Annotated in this window: 18 protein-coding genes and 1 pseudogene; 10 read left to right on the top strand and 9 right to left on the bottom strand. The window is 73.0% G+C overall.

Translation table 11 applies throughout. The features are described from left to right. The first annotated feature begins 255 nt into the window (after window positions 1–255). The 5 genes and pseudogenes from CG747_RS40710 to CG747_RS40690 all read left to right on the top strand — a co-directional run bounded on the left by CG747_RS40710 (window position 256) and on the right by CG747_RS40690 (window position 5,429). A complete protein-coding gene (locus tag CG747_RS40710) occupies window positions 256–1,155 on the top strand; it encodes a trypsin-like serine protease (RefSeq protein ID WP_257981059.1) in 900 nt (299 codons plus the stop codon). Window positions 1,156–1,673: 518 nt separating this feature from the next. Beyond that, complete coding sequence (gndA, locus tag CG747_RS40705) at window positions 1,674–3,128, top strand: NADP-dependent phosphogluconate dehydrogenase (protein ID WP_100606925.1); 1,455 nt, start codon at window positions 1,674–1,676, stop codon at window positions 3,126–3,128. A gap of 53 nt (window positions 3,129–3,181) precedes the next feature. Further along, window positions 3,182–3,955 (top strand): SDR family NAD(P)-dependent oxidoreductase, encoded by a 774-nt coding sequence (locus CG747_RS40700; RefSeq protein WP_100606924.1) that lies wholly within the window; start codon window positions 3,182–3,184, stop codon window positions 3,953–3,955. Window positions 3,956–4,389: 434 nt separating this feature from the next. Beyond that, window positions 4,390–4,965, top strand: a pseudogene (locus CG747_RS40695) (aldo/keto reductase). Between the two features lie 44 nt (window positions 4,966–5,009). After that, the gene (locus CG747_RS40690) at window positions 5,010–5,429 is read left to right on the top strand and encodes an SRPBCC family protein (RefSeq protein ID WP_100606923.1); all 420 of its coding nucleotides are present in this window, start codon (window positions 5,010–5,012) and stop codon (window positions 5,427–5,429) included. A 134-nt stretch (window positions 5,430–5,563) separates the two neighbouring features. Here the strand turns inward: CG747_RS40690 and CG747_RS40685 are convergent, their stop codons facing one another. Next, window positions 5,564–7,027: an MFS transporter gene (locus CG747_RS40685; RefSeq protein WP_100606922.1), complete on the bottom strand. Its 1,464-nt coding sequence runs from the start codon at window positions 7,025–7,027 to the stop codon at window positions 5,564–5,566. Continuing rightward, on the bottom strand, window positions 7,024–7,683 hold the full coding sequence (locus CG747_RS40680) for a TetR/AcrR family transcriptional regulator (RefSeq protein WP_100606921.1): 660 nt from the start codon (window positions 7,681–7,683) through the stop codon (window positions 7,024–7,026). The genes CG747_RS40685 and CG747_RS40680 overlap by 4 nt, the downstream gene beginning before the upstream one ends. An 89-nt stretch (window positions 7,684–7,772) precedes the next feature. On the opposite strand from CG747_RS40680, the gene CG747_RS40675 reads away from it, so the two are divergent. Continuing rightward, window positions 7,773–8,450: a ribonuclease H gene (locus tag CG747_RS40675; RefSeq protein ID WP_100606920.1), complete on the top strand. Its 678-nt coding sequence runs from the start codon at window positions 7,773–7,775 to the stop codon at window positions 8,448–8,450. Window positions 8,451–8,510: 60 nt separating this feature from the next. On the opposite strand, the gene CG747_RS40670 is transcribed toward CG747_RS40675, so the two are convergent. Continuing rightward, window positions 8,511–9,299: a TetR/AcrR family transcriptional regulator gene (locus CG747_RS40670; RefSeq protein WP_257981058.1), complete on the bottom strand. Its 789-nt coding sequence runs from the start codon at window positions 9,297–9,299 to the stop codon at window positions 8,511–8,513. 292 nt (window positions 9,300–9,591) lie between these two features. Here CG747_RS40670 and CG747_RS40665 point away from each other — a divergent pair, with 292 nt between their 5' ends. The 4 genes from CG747_RS40665 to CG747_RS51170 all read left to right on the top strand — a co-directional run bounded on the left by CG747_RS40665 (window position 9,592) and on the right by CG747_RS51170 (window position 14,338). Then, window positions 9,592–10,911, top strand: coding sequence for a UDP-glucose/GDP-mannose dehydrogenase family protein (locus CG747_RS40665; RefSeq protein ID WP_180985932.1), 1,320 nt, complete (start codon window positions 9,592–9,594; stop codon window positions 10,909–10,911). Between the two features lie 120 nt (window positions 10,912–11,031). Next, window positions 11,032–12,246, top strand: a complete 1,215-nt coding sequence (locus CG747_RS40660) for a glycosyltransferase (protein ID WP_100606918.1) — start codon at window positions 11,032–11,034, stop codon at window positions 12,244–12,246. 79 nt (window positions 12,247–12,325) lie between these two features. After that, entirely contained in the window at window positions 12,326–13,942 is a 1,617-nt protein-coding gene (locus CG747_RS40655) for an MDR family MFS transporter (RefSeq protein ID WP_180985931.1), read from the top strand. Window positions 13,943–14,098: 156 nt separating this feature from the next. Continuing rightward, window positions 14,099–14,338, top strand: coding sequence for a hypothetical protein (locus CG747_RS51170; RefSeq protein WP_374701879.1), 240 nt, complete (start codon window positions 14,099–14,101; stop codon window positions 14,336–14,338). Here the strand turns inward: CG747_RS51170 and CG747_RS40645 are convergent. The 6 genes from CG747_RS40645 to CG747_RS40620 all read right to left on the bottom strand — a co-directional run bounded on the left by CG747_RS40645 (window position 14,310) and on the right by CG747_RS40620 (window position 25,726). Continuing rightward, window positions 14,310–16,910, bottom strand: a complete 2,601-nt coding sequence (locus CG747_RS40645; protein ID WP_100606916.1) for an acyl-CoA reductase — start codon at window positions 16,908–16,910, stop codon at window positions 14,310–14,312. The two genes, CG747_RS51170 and CG747_RS40645, sit on opposite strands and share 29 nt — an antisense overlap. Further along, window positions 16,910–18,073, bottom strand: coding sequence for an acyl-protein synthase (locus CG747_RS40640; RefSeq protein ID WP_100606915.1), 1,164 nt, complete (start codon window positions 18,071–18,073; stop codon window positions 16,910–16,912). Before CG747_RS40640 ends, CG747_RS40645 begins: the two co-directional genes overlap by 1 nt. Beyond that, window positions 18,070–19,284 carry a GNAT family N-acetyltransferase gene (locus CG747_RS40635; protein WP_100606958.1) on the bottom strand — a complete coding sequence of 405 codons (1,215 nt, stop codon included), beginning with the start codon at window positions 19,282–19,284 and terminating at the stop codon, window positions 18,070–18,072. The genes CG747_RS40640 and CG747_RS40635 overlap by 4 nt, the downstream gene beginning before the upstream one ends. Beyond that, window positions 19,281–20,612: an MFS transporter gene (locus CG747_RS40630; protein WP_100606914.1), complete on the bottom strand. Its 1,332-nt coding sequence runs from the start codon at window positions 20,610–20,612 to the stop codon at window positions 19,281–19,283. Before CG747_RS40630 ends, CG747_RS40635 begins: the two co-directional genes overlap by 4 nt. Then, complete coding sequence (locus tag CG747_RS40625; RefSeq protein WP_100606913.1) at window positions 20,609–21,895, bottom strand: phenylacetate--CoA ligase family protein; 1,287 nt, start codon at window positions 21,893–21,895, stop codon at window positions 20,609–20,611. The genes CG747_RS40630 and CG747_RS40625 overlap by 4 nt, the downstream gene beginning before the upstream one ends. An 801-nt stretch (window positions 21,896–22,696) precedes the next feature. Beyond that, window positions 22,697–25,726: a hypothetical protein gene (locus CG747_RS40620; protein WP_180985930.1), complete on the bottom strand. Its 3,030-nt coding sequence runs from the start codon at window positions 25,724–25,726 to the stop codon at window positions 22,697–22,699. Between the last annotated feature and the right edge of the window lie 82 nt (window positions 25,727–25,808).

The following is a 25,808-nucleotide window of genomic DNA, read 5'->3' as shown; positions in this document are numbered from 1 at the left end:
GCAAGCGGCCTGCCGCGGGCCGCTTTGCGGACGGTGACGATCGCCGGGTCGCCCTGCCGGGCGACATCCGCACCTGCGCCCAGCGGCCGGGCGGGACGAGCCCGGGACCCACCCTGAGAAAGGTCAGGGTCGGTGCGTCCGCAGGATGACGGCGGACGCGACCGTGGTCTGACGACGACCGCCAACTCCCGCCACTACGTTCGGACATCGACGTTCAGCAGAGATCGATCCGGCACAGCCGAGTACGGGAGCGACATGAACAGCGAAGTGGTACGTGCGGAGGGCGCGGCGGGTCGCCGGCGGCGGACGGCCCGGCGGGCACGGGCCGGGGCGGCGGTCGGCGCGGCCATGGTCGGCGTGGCCGCGGTCCTGGGCACGGCCGGCCCGGCACAGGCCATGTCGGGCGGCACACAGCTGCCGCAGCGGGGTGCGGCTCCCTGGCTGGCGACACTGGCGATCAAGGGCGACGCGCCCCTGCTCAACCGCGCCTCGTGCGGCGGGGCACTCGTCGCCCCGGACCGGGTGCTCACCGCCGCGCACTGTCTCGACGGCGTGGACTTCCGGAAGGCGGAGGTGCACATCGGTTCCTCGGTGCTCTCCCAGGACCCCGGCACCGTGCGCGACATCGGCGGCGTCACCCTCCACCCGCGGTACGAACTGCTCCCCTCCCCCGCCGACCCCCGGGCCCCGGAGCTGTCGTCGGCCGCCTACGACCTGGCCGAGATCCGGCTCACCGCACCGGTGCGCGACGTCGCACCGCTTCCCCTCGCCCAGCACCGGCCGGCCCCCGGCACCCCCGTGTCGATCTTCAGTCACGGCACCACGGCCGCACCGGACCCGTCCCGGCCAGGCAAGGAGATCCGCGGCGATGTGCTGCGCCGCGGCGACCTGACCGTCCGGACCCACGCCCAGTGCGCCGCCCAGACCCCGGCGGTGGTCGATGAGGCATCGATGTTCTGCGCCCGCGATCTGGCCGGTGGCCGGACCACCATGTGCTTCGGGGACAGCGGCAGTCCCCTGGTCGTCTGGGGGCGACGCGGCCCGGAACTGGTCGGGGTGTTCAGCTTCGCCGGGGAGACCGCGGGCAAGGTCTGCGGGCAGCCGGCCGACGCCGCGTTCGCCGATGTGCCCGCACTCGTCGGCGCGTTGGGCTGACGAAGCGACGAAGGGGTCCCGCCAAGGCGAGCCGACAAACCGCCTTGGGACGCCCTTGAAGTCCTGAGCGTTGGTCCCTGTCGCCGCCGCCAGGGACTCGGCTCCGTCCCAGGTTCCGCTGTTCCGATCCTCTCCCGGCGACGCCGCCGCGATGACCCCGCGCGGGCGCGTGCGGCGCGTCCGGTGGGGCCGGCATGTGTTCTGCACGCCGTCCGAGGAGGAGCGGGCCTGGGCGGAGATGGCCACGGACTCCGACGAGCACCGGCTCGCCCGCCGGGTCGTACCGGCGCATGGGCTGCTTCCCGGAGGCGTACGAAGTGCCGGACGAGGTGGCGGAGTTCATCCGAACGGGCCAACACACCGCGCGGCCCCACGGTCCGCTGGCGATCCTTTATTCCGGGCGCCCAAGGCGCTCGTTCGCGTGCGTGGAGCGCGCCGATGGACCTGAACGCCCGGCCCGGACGGCCGCGGTGCCTGTCCGCACGCATTCCGGAGGGTCCGAGGGAGGAAGCGCTGCCATGGAGGCATCGGCACAGATCGGCGTGACAGGGCTGGCGGTCATGGGCCGCAACCTGGCGCGGAACTTCGCCCGCAACGGCTACACGGTCGCGGTGCACAACCGCACCTCCGCCCGGACCCGGGCCCTGGTCGAGGAGTTCGGCCACGAGGGCACGTTCGTCCCGGCGGAGTCGCCGCAGGACTTCGTGGCCGCACTGGAGCGTCCGCGCCGGCTGTTGACGATGGTGAAGGCCGGCCGGCCCACCGACGCGGTCATCGAGGAGTTCGCCCCACTGCTGGAGCCGGGCGACATGATCATCGACGGCGGCAACGCGCACTTCGCCGACACCCGCCGCCGCGAGCAGTCGCTGCGCGAGCGCGGCATCCACTTCGTCGGCAGTGGCGTCTCCGGAGGTGAGGAGGGCGCGCTGCACGGCCCCTCGATCATGCCCGGCGGCTCCGCCGAGTCCTACACGGTCCTCGGCCCCATGCTGGAGAAGATCAGCGCCCACGTGGACGGCGATCCCTGTTGCACCCATATCGGCACCGACGGCGCCGGCCACTTCGTGAAGATGGTGCACAACGGCATCGAGTACGCCGACATGCAGCTCATCGCCGAGGCGTACCACCTCCTGCGCGCGGTCGGCGGGTACGCCCCCACCGAGATCGCCGAGATCTTCAGGCGCTGGAACCAGGGGCGCCTCGACTCCTACCTGATCGAGATCACCGCCGAGGTCCTCGCCCACACCGACGCCGACACCGGCAAGCCCTTCGTCGACATCGTCCGGGACGCCGCGGAGCAGAAGGGCACCGGGCGCTGGACCGTGCAGACCGCCCTCGACCTCGGCTCCCCGGTCACCGCCATCGCCCAGGCCACCTTCGCCCGGGTCGCCTCCTCCCGGGCCGAGCTGCGCGAGGTCTACCGGCCGCTGCCCGGCGGCACCCCGCACGCGATGAGCCCGCAGGAGGCCGACCGCTTCACCCAGGACGTCGAGCAGGCCCTCTACGCGTCGAAGGTCATCGCCTACGACCAGGGGTGGACCATGATCCGCGATGGCGCGGCCGAGTTCGGCTGGGACATCGACCTCGGAGCGGTGGCGAAGATCTGGCGCGGCGGCTGCATCATCCGCGCCGCGTTCCTCGACCGGATCCGCGCCGCCCACGCCGCCAACCCCAGCCTGGTCGGCCTGCTCGCCGAGGAGCAGTTCGCGGCGGAGGTCTCCGACGCCCAGACGGCCTGGCGCACGGTCGTGGCGAGCGCGGCCCGGCAGGGCATCCCCGTGCCGGCGTTCTCCACCGCGCTCGCCTTCTACGACACCCTGCGCAGCGAGCACCTGCCGGCCGCCCTGATCCAGGGGCAGCGCGACTTCTTCGGCGCCCACACGTACCGCCGCACCGACCGAGCGGGCACCTTCCACACCCGCTGGGCCGAGCCCGGCCGTCCCGAGGTGCGGACGGACGGCGGGGCCGCGTAGCCGCGGCCTGCCGTCGGCGGGCCGCAACCCACCCATGGGGAGGTGCTCCTGCGATGCAGATCGATCTCAAGGGACGTACCGCGCTGGTCACCGGGTCGACAGCGGGAATCGGCGCGGCGGCCGCGCAGGCCCTGGCCGCCGCCGGTGCCGACGTCGTGGTCAACGGCCGCAACGCCGACCGCGTCGCCGAGACGGCGAAGCGGATCGGCGGCCACGGCATCGCCGCCGACGTCGGCACCGCCGAAGGAACGACCGAGCTGATCCGGCAACTGCCCGACGTCGACATCCTGGTCAACAACACCGGCATCTTCGAGACCAAGCCCGTCTTCGAGATCCCCGACGCGGACTGGCTGCGCTTCTACGAGGTCAACGTGCTCTCCGGCGTGCGCCTGGCCCGCCACTACGCGCCGCGGATGGTCGGCCGCGGCTGGGGTCGCGTGATCTTCGTCAGCAGTGAGGCGGGCGTCCAGACGCCGCCGGACATGGTCCAGTACGGGATGACCAAGACGGCGCAGCTGGCGGTCTCCCGGGGCATGGCCCAGGAGGTCGCCGGGACCGGGGTCACGGTGAACTGCGTGCTCTCCGGACCGACGATGAGCGACGGCGTGCTGGCCATGTTCGACGAGCTCTACCCCGGCCTGGACCCCGCCGAGCAGGAGCGGCGCTACCTGGCCGAGAACCGTGCGGCCGCGTCCCTGCTCCGACGCCTGATCCGCCCCCACGAGGTGGCCAGCATGATCACGTACGTGGCTTCCGAGCAGGCCTCGGCGACCACGGGCCGGGCGCTCGGCGTCGACGGCGGCCTCCTTCCCACGATCGTCCCCTGAGTCGGGGGCCCGGCCGTCCTCTGAGTCGGAGGCCCGGCATATCCGCGGGGTCGTCCTCGGTGGCTGTCGGACGGCGGACTGTCATGGTGCGGCCGCCTGCGGCTTGCGGGCCTGCCCGGATCGCAGTGGGGTCGGTGGCGGGAAGGCGCCGCGCCTCACAGGTCCGGCACTCGGGCCGGACGGGCCCGGCGCCGCGGCAGCCACTTGCATTAGCAAGCGTCTGCAACTATTGTCATTGCATGTAAGGCGCTTCTGCATCTATTTGCGCCGCACCTCCGGCTCCGTCCGGGCGCCGCCGCGCATCCACTGCCGCGGCCCCTCCCGCGCAGCCGCCGACCCGTCGAGGCATCCGTCCACTCATGCCTCTACCCCGCCCGCCGGGGATGCCCCCACACCCCGGCACCACGGCACCGATCACAAGGCAAGGCACCGTCATGTCCCTCAAGCACATCCTTCCCGGCCGGCTCGGCTTCGGCACCGCCCCCCTCGGCAACATGTTCCGCGCGATCCCCGACGAGGAGGCCGCCGCCACCGTCGAGGCTGCCTGGGACCAGGGCGTCCGCTACTTCGACACCGCCCCCTTCTACGGCGCGGGCCTGTCCGAGTCCCGCCTCGGCGAAGTCCTCGCCACCAAGCCGCGCGACGCCTACGTCCTGTCCACCAAGGTCGGCCGCGTCATCCTCGACGAGAAGGAGGAGGGCGCCCGCGATCTCGGCCCGGCGTCCTGGCCGGCGGCGCGCACTTCGAGTACCAGCAGGCCCCGCCGGAGATCGTGGAGAAGGTCTCCCGCCTGAAGGCCCTGGCCGAGAAGCACGGCGTCTCCATCAAGGCCGCCGCCCTCCAGTTCTCGCTCGCCCACCCGGCGGCCGCCGCGGTCATCCCCGGCGCCACCCGCCCGAGCCGCATCGCCGAGGACGTCGCCGCCCTCCACGAGACCGTCCCGGCCGCGTTCTGGCAGGCGCGCCGCCGGCCTTGTCAGCCTCGCCGCCCCGCTGCCCAACGGCGCCTGACCAGCACGCCCCCACCCCAGCACCGCAATCCAGGAGAATCGATCATGGCCTCCACCTCCGTCAGCCGCATCGTCCCCGCCTCGCCCGACAAGGTGTGGAGCCTCATCGGCGGCTTCGACGCCCTGCCCGACTGGCTGCCCTACATCCCCGAGAGCACCGCCCTCGAAGGCGGCCGCGTCCGCCGCCTCAAGAACCCCGAGGGCGAGGTCGTCATCGAGCGCCTCGTCGACTTCAACGAGACCGAGCGCCAGTACAGCTACGCCATCCTCCAGGCGCCCTTCCCGGTCAACGGGTACGTCTCCACCCTCCGCGTCCACGCGGTCCCCGGCCGCGACGACGTCGCCGAGGTCCAGTGGTCCGGCCGCTTCAACCCCGACAACGCGACCGAGCAGGAGGTCGTCGACCTGTTCACCGGGATCTACGCCGACGGCCTCGACGCCCTCCACGCGACCCTCGCCGGCTGACACCACCGCCGCCACCGCGGCTCCCGGCCACGTGGCCCGGGTACGCACCCCGCGTACCCGGGCCACGGCCTTGTTCGGGTCGCGGTATCGCCCGCCGCGCCATCCGTCCTGCGGTCGGGTGCCCCCGCTGACGCTCAACTGGTCGCGATCGACGCCTCTTTGGCGGCGGACGCGACCCCTTCCGCAACGCCTTCTCGGGCCGGTGTCTCGGGGTGCGCGCGGTCGGTGGTGCGGCCGGGTAGCAGTGCCGCCGGGAGGAGGCCGAGAGCCGCGCAGCCGGCCAGGAGCAACAGGGCGGTGCTCATGGCTCCGGCGAACGCGGCGGCGCTGTCGGTCGAGCCGTGGGCCGGTGTTGCGGCCGTACTGGCGGCGACGGCGATGCCGAGCGTCGGGCCGACGTTCACGGCCGTCTGCTTCAGTCCGCCGACGACCCCCGCACAGCCGGGCGGTGCGTCACCGACCACGGTGCCCGTGGCGGTGACCATCACGGTGGCGAACCCCGCGCCCATCACGGCGAAGGCCGCGCCCATGGCCCACCAGGCGCTGGTCGCGTCGAGCCGGGACAGCCCGGCGACGCCGACGGCGAGGAGGGCCGTTCCGGCCAGCGCGCTGCGACGCGGGCCGTGGCGACGCAGCGCCGCGCCGGCGAGGGGCGCGCCGAGGACCATCAACACGGTCAGCGGAAGGACGCGCAGGCCGCTGGTGAGCGGGTCGAGGCGCAGCACGTCCTGGAGGGCGAACGTGGCCGTGAACAGCGCGCCGAACAGGCCGGCGGAGGCGGCGAGCAGGAGTGCCATCGACGCCGTCACCGGCACGGACCGCGCCACGGCACGCGGCACGACCGGGTCCGCGATCCGGCGTTCGTGTCGGACGAGCACGACGGTGAGGGTCCCGACGGCCGCGAGGCCGCACAGCGTCGGTGCGGCGGTCCAGCCGTGCTCCGGTACGCCGGTCAGCGTGTGGACCAGGAGGGCGAGCACGGTCGCGAGGAGGGCCGCGCCGGTGAGGTCGAGCCGCGCAGCGCGCGCCGGACGCGGCACCGGCGGGCGGACGGTCAGCGCGAGTGCGGCGATCAGCGCCGCCACGGGCACATTGGCCCAGAACACGGCACGCCAGCCCAGGTGTACGACGAGGACGCCGCCGAGGACCGGACCGGCGCCGGCGGCCACGGCGATCGCGCTGGTGCGGAGCGCGACCGCCGCACCGAGTCGGTCCGGTGGGTAGGTCAGCCGCAACAACGCGAGGGTCGCTGGTTGCAGCAGCGCGCCGAACACGCCCTGGGCGGCACGCAGGCCGATGACCCAGCCGATCGACGGGGCGAGCGCGATCCCGGCCGAGGCGGCCCCGAAGCCGAGCACCCCGGTGAAGAGCAGGCGCTGGTGCCCGTACCGGTCACCGAGTCGTCCGGCGATGACGAGGAGCGAGGCGACCGCGAGCAGATAGCCGGTGCTCGTCCACTGGACCCGTGCCACGTCCGCGCCGAGATCGTGGCGCAGACCGGGTTGCGCCACCAGCAGCACCGTCCCGTCCAGCGCGACGAGCATCGCTCCGGCGACGCTGACCAGCAGTGCGACGGGTCGCCGCGAGGGAGCGGTCACGGGCCCACCGGACCCAGGTGCGCGTCGAGCACCCGCGTGAGGAGTGGGTCGAGTGCGTCGAGTGGGGCGGGCTGCTCCGGCCCGGCGTCGTGTCGCGCGGCGCCGGGCGGTTCGGCTTCGAGCACGAGTGGCAGGCTGCCCCACGCCCACAGCTGTGCGAGGCCGTGCAGGTTGGACCACAGGGCGGCGGCCGTGACGGTGGGCGGCTCTTCCGCTGCCCGGTGCCGTTCCGCTCTGCATTGGGCGACGAGGGCGACGACGCGCTCGAAGAGCGGCAGGGTCGTCTCCCGCAGCCGGGGCGGGTCGGAGCCTTGCTGCGTGCTGTCGAGCAGGTCGTGGCGGAACATCAACTCGAACATGCCGCGCCGTTCCAGTGCGTACCCGACGTAGGCCCGGGCCACGGCCTGCAACTGGGCGCGCGGCGTCGTCGCGGCGGCGAGCGCGGCGGTGAACTCGGCGCCGAGGTCCGCGAAGCCGCGGCGGGCGATCGCGGAGAGCAACGCGTGGTGCGTCGGGAAGTACCGACGGGGTGCCCCGTGCGACACGCCTGCCCGGCGCGCGATCTCGCGCAGTCCGAGCGACGTCGAGCCCTCCGTCAGGACGAGCTCCACCCCGACGTCGACCAAGCGCTCCCGAAGGGAATTCCCACTCTGCATAGACACTGTCTACCAGGGGCGGGTAGACAATGTCTATGCATGGCGGTGCGACGTGGCTCGGCCGTCGTCGGACGTGGCATGATCTGGGGATGTCCGATCGCATCATCGCTGCCTGTGACGGGGCCAGCAAAGGTAATCCCGGGCGTGCCGCCTGGGCCTGGGTCGCCGCCGACGCCGAGGGGAACCCCACGCGCTGGGAGGCCGGCCCGTTGGGGACGGCAACCAACAACGTCGCCGAATTGACCGCCCTGGCCGAGCTGTTGGAAGCCACGGACGCCGCACTGCCGCTGGAGATCCGCATGGACTCCCAGTACGCGATGAACGCGGTGACCAAGTGGATCGCCGGCTGGAAGCGGAACGGCTGGCTGACGGCGTCCAAGAAGCCGGTCGCCAACCGCGAGCTCGTGGTGCGCATCGACGCGCTGTTGGACGGGCGCGCCGTGGAGTTCCGCTACGTGCCGGCGCACCAGGTCGACGGCGACCCGTTGAACGCCATCGCCGACCAGGCGGCCAGCACCGCCGCCGTGACCCAGCAGGCCGCCGGCACGTCCCGGGGGGACCTGACGGTTCCGGGGCCTCGGGCCGAAGCGCTGCAACGGCCCGGCGGCGGAGCGGGCGCACCGGCTCGGTCCGCCCGGCGCACCGGGAAGGGCGCCACCATCAAGGCGAAGTTCCCCGGCCACTGCGGCGCGTGCCGCGGAGCCTACGAGGCCGGCACGAAGGTGGCCAAGGGGCCGCGTGGTTGGGGCCACCCGGACTGCCTCTGACGGGCCGTAGGGGGGCGTACGGGGCGCGGGTGGTGAACGGCGGGCGCGGGGCGGCGCCGGTCAGTCCCGGCCAATCGGGCAGTTGTCGGGACAACTGCCGTTGAAGCGTTCCGCGCGGTCGCGGACGCAGCCCTCGTGCGCCTCGCTCCCCGCGGGCCCGTCGGGCTCTTCGTGGCCGTCGGCGCAGCCGGGGATGCGCGCCGTCGCGGGGCACTCGCCGTCCGCGGCGGCGGCCGACCCGGCGTCGCCGTGCTCCGCGGCCGGGGCCAGCAGGACCTCGATGCCGGCCCGCAGGTACTGCTCCAGAGTGGCGTCCGAAGCCGATGCCAGGGCGGGGGAGCGGATCTCCGTGCGCATCAGACTGGTGCCGAGCATCCAGGCCGCCAGGAGTTCCGCGCGCAGGGCCGCGTCGGCGCCGCCGAGACGCGCGGCCAGTCGATTGGAGAACACCTCCGTGTAGTCCTCGCGCAGCCGCCCCACCGCCTCGTCGCGGCCGTTGGAGCGCAACACGGACAGCACGGGGTGCGGGAAGTCGCCCTCCGTCGGCGCGCCCGCGAGCAGCGCGCAGAACCAGTCGGGGATCGCCTCGACCGGCTCCTGGAGCAGCGGCTCGAACATCTTGCCCATGCAGGCCACGTCGTTGAACAGTGCTTCCTTCGAGCCGAAGTAGCGGTAGACGAGCGCGGCGTCCACCCCGACGTCGCCCGCGATGTCGCGCACGCTGGTGCCCTCGTAGCCGTACTTGCCGAAGCGGAAGGACGCGGCGGCCCTGAGCGCGGTGCGGGTGGCCGAGGCCGAGCGCCTACGGGCCACCACCTTTGCCGTCCGCCCGTTCTGCACTCCCGTCACGTCACTGCACCTCCGTCGTCGCGCCCCGTGCGTCATGAGCCCATGTTCCAGTCTGCGGCGGCTGTCTCAAAGTCACCGGCCAATGTCATCAATCGTTGACTTCTTTTCGGGCCACATGACATACCTGAACCAGTTCAACGATTGATGACTTGAGTGCTTGCCATACCGGGACGGTGCCGACGGGTTCGGCCCGTGCCAGGTCGCCCGCGCGGCGCGGCGGCGCGCGCCGACCCGCGCACCGCCACAGCCGCCGCACGCATGCACCCCCCACGATCGGAAATGGTGATCTGCTGTGCCTGCTCGACGCGTTGCCGTGATCGGAACCGGATACGTCGGACTGACCACCGGCGCCTGCCTGGCCTCGCTCGGCCACCGGGTGGTGTGCGCGGACGCCGACCCGCACAAGGTCGAGCGGCTGCGCCAAGCCCGGGTCGACATCCTCGAACCCGACCTGCCCGGGACCGTCCGAGACGCCCTGGACGCCGGGTTGTTGGAGTTCACCGGTGACACCGCGGCAGCCGTCGCCGAGGCCGAGGTGGTGTTCCTGTGCCTGCCCACGCCCATGGGTGCGGGCGGTGCGGCCGACCTCGCCGCCGTGGAGGCCGTCGCCGACCAGATCCGCGACGTACTGCCCACCGGCTGCGTCGTCGTCAACAAGTCCACCGTGCCGGTCGGCACCAGCGAGCGCGTCGCCGCGCTGCTGGATCGGGCGGACGTGGCGGTGGTCAGCAATCCCGAGTTCCTGCGCGAGGGCCGCGCCGTCCACGACTTCCTGCACCCCGACCGCATCGTGATCGGCGCCGCCGACCAGGACGCGGCCCGGCGGGTGGCCGACCTGTACGCCGGACTCGACGCTCCCCTGGTGCTCACCGATCCGGCCAGTGCCGAACTGACCAAGTACGCGGCGAACTTCTTCCTCGCGATGAAGCTGTCCTTCGCCAACAACCTCGCCACCGTCTGCGAGCGCTTCGGCGCGGACATCAGCGACGTCACCGAGGGCATCGGGCGCGATCCGCGGATCGGCTCCGCGTTCCTGCGGCCCGGGCCCGGTTGGGGCGGCTCCTGCCTGCCCAAGGACACCCACGCCCTGCTGACCGCGTGCGACCAGGCCGGCGTCGACTTCCCCCTGCTCAGCGCCACCATCGAGACCAACGTCACCCACCAGCGCCGGCTCGTCGAGCGGGTCACCGCCGCGTGCGGCAGCACCGACGGCTCCCTGCGCGGCGTACGCATCGCCCTGTACGGCCTGACGTTCAAGGCCGGCACCTCCGACCTGCGCGACTCGCCCGCGCTCGCCGTCGCCCGGCTGCTGCGTGAACGGGGCGCCGAACTCACGGCGTTCGACCCGGCGTTGCGCGAGGAGCGGCCCGACCTGAGCGATCTTGTCGAGCTCGTCGACGATCCGGTGCGGGCGGCAGACGGGGCCGCGGCCTGCGTCGTCCTCACCGAGTGGCCCGAGTTGCGCGACCTCGACTGGGCCGCGATCGCCGCACGGATGGCCGGCCACGAGGTCCACGACTTCCGCAACCTGCTCGACGCCGACCGGCTCGCCCGGGCCGGGCTGAACTGGCGGGGCATCGGACGCACGGCGGCACCGGCCCGGGTGGCGTGAAACGTGGGGCGGCCGGCGTTCCGCTCGTGCCCCGACGGGTCCGTTGACCGCTCGGGTCGGCCGGCCGTCTGCCCTCCCCGTCCCCAGCATCGAAGAAATTCCTAGAGAAAGGCTCCCGCCATGCAGGTTCTGTGCACCACGCTCGGCAGCCCCTCCCACGGGCGTGCCCAGTTGCCCCTCCTGCGCGCCCTGGCCGAGGCCGGACATCAGGTGCTGGTGGTCACCACCGATGTCCTCGCCCCCGTCTTCCGCGACGACGACGTCGAAGTACGGGCCGTCCTACCGGAATTCGACCCGACCGCCGGACTGGCGCCCTACCTCGCCGACCTCCAGGCAACCACCGACGAGGCGGAGCGAATGGCGGAGCTGAACCGCCTGATGCTGCGCAGCGTGGCCGGACCGGGCGTCAAAACGCACCTGGACATCCTGCTGCCCCTCGCCCGTGACTTCCGCCCCGATCTGATCCTGCGGGACGGCATGGACATGGGTGCCGTGCTCACCGCAGAGCTGCTGGGCGTTCCGCAGCTGCCGACGCCCTCCGGCTTCAGCAACATCCTGGACCCCGTGCAGGTGCTCCCCCAGCTCAACGAGCGGCGCGCGGAGCTGGACCTGCCCGTGCACGACGACCCGCTGTCCGTCGTCGCGCACGGTCGCGTCGACTACGTACCGTCCGCCTTCTCCTTCGCCCAGCACCTGCCCCAGACGTGGGCCTACCGGCAGACGGTGGACGTCGAACGCCGCGGCGTGCTGCCCGAGTGGGCGGCCGAACTGCCCACGGACCGGCCGCTGGTGTACGCCGCCATCGGCACCGCCCTCCCGGTCCTGCACGCCCGCAACGGCGGCCGGTCCGTGCCGCTGCCCGTCGAGATGCCGGACGGCAGCGAGAGCCTGCGCACGATAACGGAGGCGTTGGCGGAGTTCGACGACTGCACGGTCGTCGTGTCGACGTCCGGGATGTCGCTGGACACCACGGGGCTGCCCGACCACGTGCGCGTCGTCGAAAGGGTCCCGCAGCCGCTGCTGCTGGAGTCCGTCGACCTCTTCCTCACCCACGGCGGTTTCAACAGCATCCGCGAGGCGATGCGCACCGCCACGCCGCTGGCGGTCCTGCCGCACTTCGGGGACCAGTACGCCAACGCGGACCGCGTGGAGGAGCTGGGCCTGGGCCGCCACCTCACCGACCGCAGCGCGGCCGGCATCGCGGACACCTGCCGCAAGCTCCTCGCCGACCCGGCACCGCGGTCGCGCGCCCGGTCGGCGCAACTGGCGATGCTGACGCTGCCGGGCGTCGAGCACGCCGTCGGTGACCTGGAAGGGCTCGCCGGTAGCCGGTAGTCCAATGTGCCGGGGACGGGAGCCACGCCCCGTCCCCCGGCCCCTTCGAAACCCCAACCGCCCACCCCAAGGACCACACGTGACCTTCTCCGACGCCCGACAACAGGGCACGGCCGGGGACGCACCCGCGCGGCTCAGCCACCGGCAGATCACCGCCGTCATGTCCGGGTTGGTGCTCAGCATGTTCCTCGGGGCACTGGACCAGACGGTGGTCGCCGCCGCTCTGCGGACCATCGCCGACGACCTGCACGGGCTGACGTCCCAGGCATGGGTGACCACCGCGTACCTCATCACCGCCACCATCGCGACGCCGCTGTACGGCAAGCTCTCCGACATCCACGGCCGCCGGCCCGTGTACCTCGCCGCGATCGCCCTGTTCACGGCCGGCTCACTGCTGTGCGGCACGGCCGGATCGATCTACGAACTCGCGGCCTTCCGCGCGGTCCAGGGCATCGGCGGCGGGGGACTGATATCCCTGGCGATGACGATAGTGGCCGACATCACCACCCCGCGCGAACGGGGCCGCTACCAGGGCTACTTCATGGCCGTCTTCGGCGGCGCCAGCATCGTCGGCCCGCTGGTGGGCGGCGCGTTCGCGGACCGGGCCACGCTGCTGGGCATCGCCGGCTGGCGCTGGATCTTCCTGATCAACGTGCCGCTCGCCGTCGCGGCCGCCGTGGCGATCGTCCGCGTGCTGCGCTTCCCCCACCAACCGGTGCGGCACCGGCTCGACTACCCCGGCGCGCTCGCCCTCACCGTCGGACTGGTGCCGCTGCTGACCGTCGCCGAACAGGGACGCACCTGGGGATGGGACGCGCCGCAGGCGCTGCTGGCCTACGCGATAGGCGGGTTGGGCCTCGTCGCGTTCGTCGTGGTGGAGCGACGGATGGGGGACGCCGCACTGATACCGCTGCGCCTGTTCCGCATCCGCACCTTCCGGCTCGGCGTCGGGCTGCACTTCGTCGTCGGCATCGGCATGTTCGGCGCGATGACGACGCTGCCGCTCTACCTCCAGCTCGTCCGCGGCATGACGCCCATGGCGGCCGGTCTGGCCACCCTCCCCACGGTCGCCGCGAACCTCGCGATCACACTGCTGGTGGGGCGGCTGATCGCCCGCACCGGCCGGTTCAAGGTCCATCTCGTCGCCGGTGCGGGCTCGTTGACCGCCGCGATGCTCGTCTTCGCCACCTTGCGGGAGGACAGCCCGCTGTGGCAGGCGATGGTCGGCATGGCGCTGATGGGCGCGGGGCTCGGCGCGTCGATGCAGACGCTGACCACGCTCGCGCAGTGCGAGATACCCCGCACCGACATGGGCGCGGCCACCGCATCGGTGAACTTCTTCCGCTCCAACGGCGGCACGATCGGCACCGCGGCCTTCCTGTCGATCCTGTTCAGCACGGCGGCCGGCCACATCGCCGACCGGCTCGCCGCGGCCCGGCACGACCCCGCCTACGGCCGGCTGCTGGCCCGGCCCGACAACGCGCACGCCCTGGCGGGGGTCCTGCGCCCGGGCGGCGCCCTCGAACTCCAGGACTCCGCCTTCCTCCGCGCCCTCGACCCCGGTGCGGCGCTGCCCTTCCTCCAGGGCTACGTGTCCTCGATGCGCCTGGTCTTCCTCACCGGCGCCGCGGTGACCCTGGTCGCCTTCCTGATCGCGGCCTGGCGGGTCCCGAGTCTCACGCTCTCCGACGAGTAGCGGCAGCCGGGCGCCCTGTCCGACGTGCGCCGCCCCCGCGACGCCGCGGCAGGGCTACCGCGACGGTCCGGCCAGGACCAGCCGGTACGCACTGCTCCAGCTGGTCCTGCCGGGTGCCTGGGCACTGCCTGTGCTGGCCGTCGCGGCGCCCTGTTGGTGACCGGAAGCGCCTTCCTGCTCCTCAGCCCCGGCTATTCCTGGTACGCCCTGCTGCTGATCGCGCTGGTCGCCCTGGACGGCCGTGGGGAATGGCTGGCCGTCGCCGTGGCCGGTACGGCCGCGTACGTCACCGCCCGGGCCTTCCCGGCCCACGGTGCGGTGGGGGGCGCGACGCGGTGCCGCGCCCCCGTCCGCCGCCGTTGGAGGATCAGGCGGTCGGCGTCCGGCGGTCGATGACGGTGCGGAGTTTGCCGCTGGTGGGGGTGCGTTCGAAGGCGGGCGTGGGGGCGGTTTCGACGGTGCAGGTCAGGAGGGCCTCCGGGCCGACCGCGGAGCCGAGTTCGGGGATGTGGGCCAGCAGTGCCGTGCGGGCGGTGTCCGGTTCGGGGGCGTAGCGGTCGTCGAGGCGGACGGTGAGGTGTTCGCGGCCGGTCTCGTTGGTCAGGACGAGTTGCAGCTCACCGCGGTACTGGAGGTGTTCCTCGGCGACCTGGGTGAAGCGGCGGTAGTTGAAGTGGTAGGTGCCCATGCGGAACACCTCGCCGTAGCGGCCGAGGAGTTCGATGCGCGGGGTGTGGCTACCGCAGGGGCACACCCCGTCGACGGCGCGGCCCAGGTCGCCGATCTGGTAGCGCTCCAGGTGCTGGCCTGCCCTGGTGCGGGTGGTGAAGACGAGCCTGCCCGGCTGGCCCTGGGGTACCGGGCGGTCCTCCTGCGGGTCGAGGATCTCCAGTGTGTGCAGGTCGGTCAGGACGTGGTGTTCGGTGCCCCGGGCGTGGGTGCACTGGTAGCCGAGCGGGCCCAGGTCGGTGCTTCCGTAGGCGGCGGAGCGGATCACCTGCACGCCGAAGGTCTCGGTGAGGATGCGGCGTTGTTCGGCGGTGAAGTGCTCACCGCCGTAGAACACCTTGCGGATGCCGCCGTAGGACCGCAGTCGCTCGGCTTGGGTGTGGAACAGCTGCCACAGGTAGGACGGCATCCCGAAGAGGGTGTCCACCTGGTACTCGACGAGGGCCTCCGCTATCGCCTCGTGGTCGGGGCCGGCGGCCATCGGGATCTGGGTGGCGCCCAGGCGTTCGAGGATGGAGAAGAAGCTGATGAAGCTGCCGTACATGCTGCCGCTGTAGAAGAGGTTGGCGGCGCGGTCGTGGGCCGGGTCGAAGCCCGCGGCGAGCAGGCCGTGCGCCGACGCGCGCATCTGCGTGTCGTAGTCGTCGCAGGTGAAGACGGACAGGGCCGGCGTGCCGGTGGTTCCTCCGCTGCGGAAGTACAGCTGGGCGTGGTGCGGTGCGAGGGAGCTCAGTCGGGCCTGGGCCGCCGCCTTGTCCATCAGCGGGCCGGTGGGCGCGGCGGGCGGGGCGGTGGGGGCGATCAGGTCGTCCAGGCACGGGGTGGTGGCGAATTCGGCGCCGGTGGCCTGGACGCTTACCCGTCGGCTGTAGCGCTGGAGGGCGTAGACGCCGTCGTGGGGTTCGCCGTGGTAGCTGTCGAGCATGGCGCCGAGCGGGGTGATCCGCTGGACGCCGGCGGCGATGAGCGTGCGGGACAGCTGGGCGATGTCGGCGCGGGTGCCGGCCACGGAGGCGGTCTGGAGGTAGCGGCGCATGGGCCGCAGGGTCGCGAGGATGTCGCGGCGGGGCAGGGGTTTGATCCAGACGGTGCGGTGGAGGGGGGAGGCGGTGAGGGCCGGGCGGGTGTCGGCGAGGACCCGCCAGCTCCCGTCGTCGGCGGTGAGGACCTTGGTCAGGCCGAGGTGCTGCTCGGCCCGGGCGACCAGTTCGGTGGTGGTGATCTCGGCCTGCTCGGCCGCGTCGTCCGCGCCGCGCGGGCCGGGGTGTTTGGCGGAGACCTCGTCCAGTACGGCGGCGAACTGCTCCGCGAAGGCGAAGAGCGCCTCGCGGGTGGCGGCGACCGGGGCGGCACCGTCCGGTTGGGTGTCCGGCTCGGCGTCCGGTTCGACGTCCAGGTAGACGACCTGCGGGCTGGAACACGCCTGCTGCTCGGCCCGGCAGACGTCGGAGGCGAGCGCGGTGAGGGCGGCCCGGTCCGTGGCGGCCTCGCGGGTCAGGTAGGCGAACGAGATCTTGTGGCCCCATTCGACGAGCCGGCAGCCGGGCGGGACGAGGGCCGCGACGCCCCGCACGGCGTCCTCGCCGCCCCACACGGCCACCGCGTCGGCGGGCTCGCACATCAGCCGCATCAGGTCCTGTCGGCTGGACGGGAAGCGCAGTGCGACGATCCGGCGGCCGACGGCTCCGGTGGGGTCGGCGGCGGCCAGTTCGGCGAGCAGGTGCGGGGCGAGCGCGGTGTCGCTGCTGCTGGTCTTCAGCACGTTCACGTTGCCGGCGAGGAGGCCCTCCACCACGCTCAGCGAGGCGACCGCGGCCGCGTTGCCGGGGGCGATGTGGACGAGCAGACCCACCGGGGCCCATGCCTCGTAGACGGTCTCGCGGGCGTCGGGGCGGGTGAACCGCTCCGGGCGCGGGCCGCCGAGTTCGCGCCGGAGTTTGCGCTCCAGGGCCGGGCGGGCGAGGGCGTCCGCGAGTTCGGCGAGGGTGGCGGCGGCCTCCTCGGGATCGGGGGGTGTCGCGCCTGCGGGGCCGGTCAGTTGGGCCAGGAGTCGGGTGTGGACGTCGCTGTGCGGCTGCTGGAGGGCGCGGCTGACGGTGTCGCAGGCGATCAGGACCGTCTCGGTGGACAGCGGCTCCGCCAGGGCGCGTCGGACGAGGTCCGGCAGCTCGGCGAGGCGTTCGGCCGCCTCGGTCTCGGCGATGAACTCGCCCTGCCAGAAGTGGAGTTCGCTGATCATCACATTCCCTTCAGGAGTTCTGCGGCGGCCACCGCACAGCTGCGGTTGCGGCTCACCCCGGCGCGGCCGTGGATCGTGAACCACGGGGTGGCCAGGGAGCAGGGGCACGCGTCCCCGGGGTGCAGGGAGGCCAGGTCGCCCATGACGACGCTCTGCGCCGGCACCGAGGTGATGTACGGGGAGACCAGGTGGAGGTAGCCGGGTCGGCCGTACGGCAGTGGCTGCAGGGTGCGGGTGTCCCGTACCGCGGCGCGGGACCAGACCGGCACGTGCAGGCGGTGGTGGGTGCACTCGACGTACGGCACGCAGTGTTCGACGGAGCCGTAGGTGTCCCGGATCCGCTCCGGGGGGATGCCGAGTTGCCGGGTCACCCCGTCGTAGAACTCCTCCTTGGCGATCTGCCGGTCGGCGTGGCCCTTCCAGCCGCCGCCGAGGAGCACCAGGGAGCCCGGCGGGAGCTGGAGCGGCGGGATGCCGGCGGCCCGCATGCGTTCCAGGGTGAAGTGCAGGAACGCCGGGAAGCCCAGGATCCGGACCGGCAGGCCGTCGTCGGCGTAGCGGTGCAGGGCGTCGATGCAGCCGTGCACGTCGAAAGCGTGGCCGGTGCCGGTGTGCCGCAGGGCGTGGGTGGTGTGCCGGGCGGGCGCGAAGTCGCAGAGGTAGTTGTCGGTGAAGGAGGTGCCCAGGCGCACGTCGGGGGCCGGCTCGTAGCTGTAGAGCAGGTAGTTGACGGGCTGGTCGGGGGTGATCCAGCCGTAGTGGTCGAAGATGCGGGCGACCATGCGTTGGGCGGCGCGGATGGTCCACCGGTCGTAGAACATCTGCGACTTCTGGCCGGTGGTGCCGGAGGAGGTCAGGTGCAGGAAGACCTCCTCGCGAGGGATGGAGAGCACTTCGTGGCGCTTGAAGAAGTTGGCGTGCAGGAGCGGGGTGCGGGTCTGCGCGCCGACGGTGGGGGCCGGGGCCTCCGGGGTGTCGTCGAGGAGGGCGCGGAACAGCGGGGAGCGCTCGGCGTGCCAGGCGTGCGACTCGGCCATCGCGGCGGCGAACAGGGCGTCGGCCTCGGGCCCGGTGGTGTAGGGCGACGGGAGGTCGCAGAGGCGTTGGACGGTGGCGAGGGCCGCGGGGTCGGGGACCTCGACGGGGGCGAGATGCGGGTTCATCGGACAACCTCGTGCTGGGGCAGGTAGGTCGACGTCCAGGCGGTCAGGTACGCGCTCAGGTACGGCTGGATCAGCGGGCTGACGGCTGTGGTCCGGAAGTCGATCTGTCGGTCGGTGCGGGAGAGGACGACGTAGTCGTGGAAGCGGTCGCCGACCCGGCGCATGGCCGGGTAGCCGGCGCTGGGGACGAAGCCGGCGGAGAGGAAGGCGTGCAGTGCGGCGGTGTCGGACAGCGGCACCAGCGTCTCGACGTAGTCGGCGCCGGCCCGGGTGAGCGCGGTCATCAGCGAGTCGAGGGCCCGGGTGGCGGCCGACGGGTACGGGTGCACGGCGACGAGGGCGCAGCTGCCGGCCGCCGGATCGAGGTCGGCGTAGATCTCGAACTCGCCGTCCGGCGTCGTCAGTACCGTGTTCGGGGTCCGCAGCGGCGAGTAGGCGCCCGCGGGGTCGGGGAACAGCTCGCGGAAGCGGCGGCGGACGAAGCCGGGTGCGGTGATCACCTCGATGGGGGTGCGGGTGGTGGGCCGGGCGGCCACGGGGGCGGTCAGGAGGGCGCCCGGGGACGAGTCGGCCGTCGGGGCGCCGCGCGGGTGCGGCAGCAGCGGAGCAATGTCCGCGCCGGTGAGGGGAAGGACCGCGGTGCAGGGGATGCCGATGCTCTCCTCGGCCGCTTCCAGCAGGGGCAGCAGGGCCCGGGGAACGGCGGTCACCGGTTCCCGGCGTTCGAGGACGCCGTCGGCGTAGCAGGCGAACAGGGCCAGGGTCTCGCAGCCGGAGACGTCGGCGGCGTTGGGCAGCAGGCCCAGCGGCCGGTATCCGTTGCGGGCGACGACGCGTTGCGGGGCCTGGGTGACCATACGGACGGTGGTGTGGATGGAGTCGAGGGTGCCGGCGGCGAAGGCGTCGGCGGTGACCGCTCCGGTCAGTCGGCTGGCCAGTCCGCACTGGCGTTGGCGCGGGTGGACCGCGAGACCGACGAGTTTGCCGACGCGGTTGCCCGGGTCGGTCTGGACGACCACGGAGCCGGCCAGTTCGCCGGTGTCGGTGCGGCGTGCGGTGAGCCAGTGGCTGTGCGGGTCGGTGATCAGCCGGTGCATCTCGGTGGGGTCGCTGCCGAGGGCCACCGGGTAGCCGTGGCCGTACACCTCGAAGTACAACTGCCGTAGTTCGGCGATGTCCTGGGGTGCGGCGGGGCGGAGGGTGGTGGTCACCGGGCCTCCCCCAGCGGCGTGCTGCCGGCGGTCGCGGGAGCGGGTGCGGGCGGGCCGGACGCGGCCGGGGCGCGTTCGGCGGCCTCCGGGGGTGCGTCCGCGCGCCGCCCGGTCCACCACAGCGCCGCGGCGAGCGGGAGGAGTCCGACGGCCTGGATCAGGCACAGGGTCCGCGGCGACAGGTGGTCGCCGAGTGCGCCGAAGAACAGGGAGGACAGCGGGAAGGTCGCGCCGAGCAGGGCCTGCATCACGGCGAAGAAGCCGGGCTTGTCCGCGGCCGGGACCAGTCGTTGGAACAGCGCGACGAACCGCACGCCGATCGCCCCCACACACCAGCCCGCGACGACCAGCGCTCCGACGACCGCGCTCCGGTCCGTGAGCAGGCCCGGTGTCCCGAGTGCCACGGCCAGCAGTGCCAGGCAGGCCCCGCCGACGGTGGTGGCCGATCCGGGCAGGCGCGCGCCGCTGAACGAGCCGAGCAGGGTGCCGATGCCCAGCGCCGTCTCCAACGCGGCCGCGGTGGAACCGTGCGCGTGCAGCACGGCGCGCGTATACAGGGGCATGACAACGTAGAGGGCGGTGGAGAAGACGTTGACCGCGGCGAAGCAGAGCAGCACCCGCCGGATGAACGGGTGGTCCGCCAGGATCTGACGGAGCGTCCGCCGGGGCGGTGCGCCGTCGGCCGGGGCCTGGTCGTCCTCCGCCGCGCCGCTTCGGGGGAAGCGGGTGACGGCCACCAAAGCGGCCGCGGCGAGATAGGCGCCGGCGCACCCGGAGACGATGCCCGTCAGGTCCCAGGCGTCCACCACGAGGGGTCCGAGCAGCCCGCCGGCCAGGCCGGCCAGTGACTGGGTGGCGAGTTCGAACCCGGTCGCGGCCTCGATGTCGGCGTCGTCGACGAGTGCGGGAACGGACGTGGTCAGACACGGGTCGAAGAGGGCCTGGCAGCCGGCCAGCAGCAGCGCGGCACCGTAGGCCACCACCATGGGCGGCGAGCCGAGGTACGTCCATCCGGCGGTGGCGGCGGCGACCAGGCCCGCCAGCGCGGCCGACGCGCCCAGCACCGTGCGGTGCGGGCAGCGGGCGATGACGGAGGCCACCAGCGGGGCGAGCGCCACCGCGGGCAGCGTGCTCACCGCCAGGAACACCCCCGAGGCGAGGCCGCGGTCGCCTGCGCCGCCGACGGCGTGGCCGACCAGCCACCACACCACGCCGACCTGGAACATCCGGCCCGCGGCCTGGGTGAGGACCTGTGCGACCCAGACCGCACCGAAGGCCCGGTTGCGCAGGACCACCGGGAGACGGCGCGGGGTCGAGGTGGCGGTCATGAGTGCGGCCGTTCGTCGATGACCCGCAGCAGCTTGCCGGTCCGTGCGTTGACGACGAGTCCGTCGTGCCGGACCCACTCCACGGCGATCGGGTGGATGCGGGCCGCTTCGACCTCCTCGGCGTACATCGGGCGGGCCGCGAGGATCTCCTTGGCGATGGCCGCGGCGAGGTGTCCGAGGTCGCTCGGCTCCCCGTCCCCGGCGGCGGTCGGGTCCCCGTCCACCGCCAGCCGCAGGACCAGTCCGTCCCGGCCGTCCCAGCGGCGCACCACGAGTTGTGTGCCGATCACCTGGCCGGTCGGGTCGGCTGCGCGCACCAGGTCGTGCACGTCCTGGGTGTAGAGGGACACCGCGCCCATGCGGACGCCTTCCTCGGCCCGGCCGAGGATGCGGAAGTGCCCGGCGGCGGCGTCGGTCCACTCCGCCCGGTCGCCCACGGGGTACCGGACGATCGGCATCAGCCGCCGGCGCAGGTCGGTGACGACGACGCGGCCGGCAACGCCCTCGCGGGTGACCGGTTCACCGGTGTGCTCGTCGAGGATCTCGACGACGGTGTACGGCGTGAACGCGCGGTGGATGCGGGGGTCGGGTCCCGGGACGGCCTGTCCGAGCAGCCCGGAGTCGACACCGGCGTAGCCGATGGAGCGGGCCTCCGCGCAAGGGAACGCCTTGCGGAGCAGCGGCCGCTGGTCTTCGAAGAGTCCCTCGCCGCCGAAGAACAGGATCCGCACGTCGGGGAGTTGGTGCCCGTTCCGTACGAGGTGGTCGGCAAGGCCGCAGAGTGTCGTGGTGGTGCCGGCGATGACGTCGACGTCGAATTCCGCCAGCGTGTGCACGGTCGATTCGAGCGGTGCGCCGCCGCCTATCGGCAGCCGGACGTTGGCGACGGGTGTCCGGTGGAGGGAGTCCAGGATGAAGGTGAAGCTTGCGTAGAGCTCACCCGCGTAGAAGAGGTCGGCGACCCGATGTCCGGGCCGGAGCCCGGCTTCGACGAGTCCTCCACCGAACGCGGAGGTGAATTCTCGCCATTCTTCACGTGTATAGACGGAGAACTTCGGTGCACCGGTGGTGCCGCCACTCTTGAAAACCACCGCCTCGTCGAGCGGTCCAGTCAAAAGGCTGTTGTTGCGTGGCGTGTTGGCTCGCCAGAATGCGTCGTGCGGGACGACCGGTAAGTCCGTCAACTCGTCCACGCGGTCCGGGAGGCCGGCGTACAGCTCCCGATAGAAGGGTGAGTTGCGACGCACGAAGCGTATGAGTTCCGTTAATTGTTGAACGGGCATTACTTTCCTGTTTTTTCGCATTCCGATGAACCGGTGCCGCGGGGTGTGCGGCACCGGCTCGTGGTGGGGGAACAGTGACGGAAGGTGGGGGCGGACCCGGTCGGGGTCGTTCCCGTACGCCTTTCCGCACTGGGTACTTCGCTCAGCGATGGTATGTCATGAACGAAGCGCCGACTAACACGCGGTGGGGCGGTAAACGATCTCTTTACCAACCGGGATCACACCGGATGCCCCGTACATCCATCTGGTTCCGCAATTCGCGGTGACCTGGCTCACCACACAGTTTTTCAGCCAGTCATCGGACCGGCTCCCAGGTTCCATTCATTCTTCTAGTAATTCTTGGGTCGGGTGCGTGATAGGGAATCAGCCCCGTGCGGCGAGATCGCACTTCCGCAGCACTGCCGCCGGAATGCGCACGGCCTTGGGACGACTCGCGCATCGCCGGGAGCGCGGACGCGGGAGCCGGTCGGGGTGTCCCGCCGTACGCGGTGCCGTGGATCCCGCCCAGGGCGGCGCCGGCCCGGCGCTCCGGACGGGCGACCCTGGGGCTGGTGCAGGATCTCGCGGACCGAAAGATGACCGGAGTCCGCCGTTCCTTCCGCCCCGTCGGGGGCGAGGCCGAGGTGGGCGTCCAGGGGTGAACTTCAGCTGGACCAGGCCGTGTTCGAGCTGGGGGCGGTCCCGCTCGACGAGGTGCCGGACATCAGGTGCGACGGTGCCGCCGCCCAGGGCGGCGTCGATCTCGGCCAAGTGGTGGTGGGCGGTGTGCGGGTCGTGGGGTGGGCGGCGCGGGTGGCGGCGTCATCGCCCGGCACGCCGGGTGCGGCGTATCGCGAAGCCACCCGCGTACACGCTCAGCGGCAGGGCGAGCAGCAGCGCCGCCCAGAACGCGCCGTGCCCCCAGGTGGCGGCGAGGTCGGCGAAGAAGTCGTGCAGTACCGGCACGCTCAGCGCCTGGGCCGGTTCGACCGGCGGCGGCAGCAGGCCGAGCGCCGCGACGGCGACGACGGCCCACCCCACCACCCGGCGGGCGCCCGCCGGTCGGCACAGCGCCGCCGCGGCACAGATCGCGGCGCAGACCAGCAGGTACTGCGACTGGTAGGAGGCGCCCTGCTGACCGGTCCCCCAGGAGGCGAGAGTGTGGTGTTCCCCGCTGAGGAGGGCGACCCGGATCTCGACGGCCGCCCACAGCACGGTGATCAGGGTCAGCAGCGCGGCCAGGCCGAACTGGACGCGGTCCCGGGTGCCGTCCGCCCCGTTCCGCCACTGCCGGGCATCGGAGTGCGGGCGCGCGGGGAGCCCGGCCCGGACCCGTCGGCGCTCCGCCCGGTCGCGGCGCAGTCCGGCCTGGGTCTCCTCCGCCGCGCGGGCCTGTCCCAGCAGCCAGTGGGCCAGGCCGCCCAACGCCACGCAGCCCAGCGGGAAGACGACGAGGGCCACCAGGCCGTTCCCGCTGCGCCAGCCGCCCTCCAGGTGGCGCAGGCGCTCCGCCAGGTCGTCGCCCAGGTGCAGCAGGTCGAGCGGGGGGAGGTGCGGGCGGGCGTAGCCGAGGTAGCCGGCGAGGAGCGCGACGGCCAGCAGCAGGGGGCGGTTGAGCCGAGTGGGGGCCGCCGCGAAGGCCAGCGCACCGGCGACCGCCACCGCACACAACCCGGCCTGGGTCGTGATGGCGGCGTTCGCGGCACGGGTGAGCGAGCCGACCAGGGCGTCGTCGGGCCACAGTGCCGCCCAGCCGAGGTCGGCGTCGTAGACGGACCGGAACACCGCGCCGGACCAGATCAGCAGCCACAACAGGGTGCAGAGGGTGGCGGCGGCGATCAGCCGCTGCGCCAGGGGGATCCGAGTGGCCGACCACCACTCGCGGAAGGCCAATTGGTGGTCGGTGCCGAGCGCATCGGCCCTGAGCACCCGGGGCAGCAGCGCGGCGGCGGCGATCAGGGCAGCCCGCCCGGGCACGGTGGCCGGATCCCCGGCTGCCGCCCGGCGGTGCAGGTCCGCCCACCTCCGGAGGAATCCGGCGTCCTCCCGGCGGCGGCGCAGTACGGCGAGCGCCTGGTGGCGCACTGCGCCGAAGTGGGCGAGGACCACCAGGAGGGCCACCGGCGCCTTGGCGGCCAGCGGGGCGAGTACGCCCGGCAGTCCGGCCAGCGGCACCAGGGCCCGCCGGCGGTCGCCGGGGTGCACGATCAGGGCCGCGGCCAGGCCGTAGGCGAAGTTCGTCTCATAGGTGTTCAGGGCGCCGTCGTTCTGGGGGTCGCCGCGGCGCTTGAGCGTGCGGGCCTCGGCGCGGATCCGGTCGAGGGTGCGGGGCAGTTCGTCGGCGAGGGTGAGCAGTACCCGGCAGCGTCCCTCGGTGCACTGCTCGTGGCCGCAGACGAAGCCGGCGGCGACGGTGGGCACGGAGGCCGCCAGGAGTTCCTCGACGAATCCGACCGCCTCGCCGCCCTGGGCGATCCGGGCGATGCCCTCCGCGTCCACCCGCCGCCCCCGGTACTGCGGGGTCGCGGTGGGCGCGAAGACGGCGACGAAGGCCAGCGCGGCGACCGCGGCGCGCACCAGGCGCTGCCCGTCCCGGCCCCGGTTGAGGGTGAGCAGCTGCTCACTGTCGTAGGCGGTGTCCGACAGGTCCTCGCGCAGCCAGGCCGCCAGGCGCGGCCCGCCCTCCTTCATGAGCCACTTCGCGGCCGCCTCCGAGTGCTGGGCCATGGCCGCGGCCAGGCTCTCGGCTTCGTGGTGGGCCTGGCCGCGGAAGGTGATCGGCCGGTTGGCATGCCGGGCGGCGGTCGGGGCGTCGGGGGCGGAGGGCCGGACGACGTCCGGGGTCTCGCCCTTGAGCCACCGGTGGATCTCGGCCGCGGTCCACCGGTCGTCGGGGTCCTTGGTCAACAGGCCCTGGAGCAGCAGGTTCTGCCGGGCGTCGGTGACCGCGCCGAGGTTGACCTCGCTGTGCAGGATCAGTCCCCGGGTCCATGCCTCGTCGGTGATCCGGGCGTCGTCGTCGAGGACGTACAGCGGGCGGCCCGTGAACACCTGGTACAGCACCAGGCCGAGAGTCCACCAGGGGGTGGCCTTGAGGTTCTGGTGGACGATCTGTTCGGGCGCCATGTAGAGGGCGGTGATCTGGAAGTCGCGGTAGCTCTGGCTCGCGGTGAACTTGGCGATGCCGCCGAAGTCCGCGACGACGAACTCCGGTGGCCCGTCGGGGCGTTGCCTGACGAGGATGTTGGCGGGCTTCAGGTCCAGTGGGTTGCGGTCGATGCGGGTCTGCCAGAAGTCCAGGAGATCGGCCAGTTCGCGGACGGTGTGTTCGGTCCGGGGGCGGTCGTCGCGCCGCTGGTCGCCGCGCAGTTGCCGGGCGAGGTGGTCGTCGAGGGTCGTGGGCAGGTACTCCATCGCCACCCAGCCGCACACGGCGGGGCCGACCGCTATCTCCCCGAAGTCGTGGATACGGGGCACGTGGCGCCGGAACTCCGGTGTCGCGAGATGTTCGAGGGTGTCCATGTCCATGATCTGGCCCGGGTGGGCGACCTTCACCGCCGCGTCGGAGCCGTCGGCCAGCCGCCGCACGTGCCAGACGGTGCCCTCACTGCCGGCACCGGCCACGCCGTGGGGTTCGTAGCGGTCCCGCAGGCCCGGTGGGAACTCGCGGTGCGCGGTGTTGCCGGCCTCGCGGCGGGTGGGCGGGTCGACGCGGGGCGGGTTGGGGCGGGTGGGGGCGTCCGGGGAGACGGCCTCGGGGTGTTGGACGCGGGTCGGCGGGTTCGTGGGTCGGGGTGGGGCGGCGTCCGGGTCCTGTTGGCGGGGCGGCGGGCTCGTCGGCTTCGGGGGCACGGTGTCACGGTGCTGTTTCCGGGTCGGTGGACTCGGGCTCCGCTGGGGCGTCCCGGCGTCGCCTGCTGGGTCTTCGGTCGGC

Source organism: Streptomyces sp. CB02959 (assembly GCF_002803155.1).
Lineage (GTDB): Bacteria > Actinomycetota > Actinomycetes > Streptomycetales > Streptomycetaceae > Streptomyces.
Note: the sequence above shows the minus strand (reverse complement) of the source record. Positions and strands in the feature narration are given on the sequence as shown.